The sequence below is a fragment of the Corallococcus praedator genome (genome assembly GCF_003612125.1).
Lineage (GTDB): Bacteria > Myxococcota > Myxococcia > Myxococcales > Myxococcaceae > Corallococcus > Corallococcus praedator.
Genome location: NZ_RAWI01000799.1, coordinates 1 through 863, shown reverse-complemented (window position 1 = coordinate 863; position 863 = coordinate 1). Strand labels below are relative to the sequence as shown.

At 66.6% G+C, this 863-nt stretch carries 1 protein-coding gene; it reads left to right on the top strand.

The features are described 5' to 3' along the window. Positions 1 to 863, top strand: an 863-nt coding sequence (tuf, locus tag D7Y13_RS41825; protein ID WP_120538490.1) for an elongation factor Tu, incomplete at both ends; no start/stop codon positions are given.

The window sequence follows — 863 nt, the reverse complement described above, 5'->3', positions numbered from 1 at the left end:
GGCGCCACGTTCATGGCGTACGACCAGATTGACAAGGCGCCGGAAGAGCGGGAGCGCGGCATCACCATCTCCACGGCGCACGTGGAGTACAAGACGAAGAACCGCCACTACGCGCACGTCGACTGTCCGGGGCACGCGGACTACGTGAAGAACATGATTACCGGTGCGGCGCAGATGGACGGCGCCATCCTGGTGGTTTCCGCGGCGGACGGCCCGATGCCGCAGACGCGTGAGCACATCCTGCTGGCCCGCCAGGTCGGCGTGCCCTACATCGTCGTCTTCCTGAACAAGGTGGACATGCTGGACGACCCCGAGCTGCGCGAGCTCGTGGAGATGGAAGTCCGGGACCTGCTCAAGAAGTACGAGTTCCCCGGCGACAGCATCCCCATCGTCCCCGGCTCGGCGCTCAAGGCGCTCGAGGGTGACACCAGCGACATCGGCGAGCCGGCCATCCTGAAGCTGATGGAGGCGGTGGACAGCTACATCCCGACGCCGCAGCGCGCGACGGACAAGCCCTTCCTGATGCCGGTGGAAGACGTCTTCTCCATCGCCGGCCGTGGTACGGTGGCGACGGGCCGCGTCGAGCGCGGCATCATCAAGGTCGGCGAGGAAGTCGAAGTCGTCGGTCTGCGCGCGACGCAGAAGACGGTCGTGACGGGCGTGGAGATGTTCCGCAAGCTGCTGGACGAGGGCCGCGCGGGCGACAACATCGGCGCGCTGGTCCGCGGCCTCAAGCGCGAGGACATGGAGCGTGGCCAGGTGCTGGCGAAGCCGGGCTCCATCACGCCGCACACCAAGTTCAAGGCGCAGATCTACGTGCTGTCGAAGGAAGAGGGTGGGCGCCACACCCCGTTCTTCAAGGG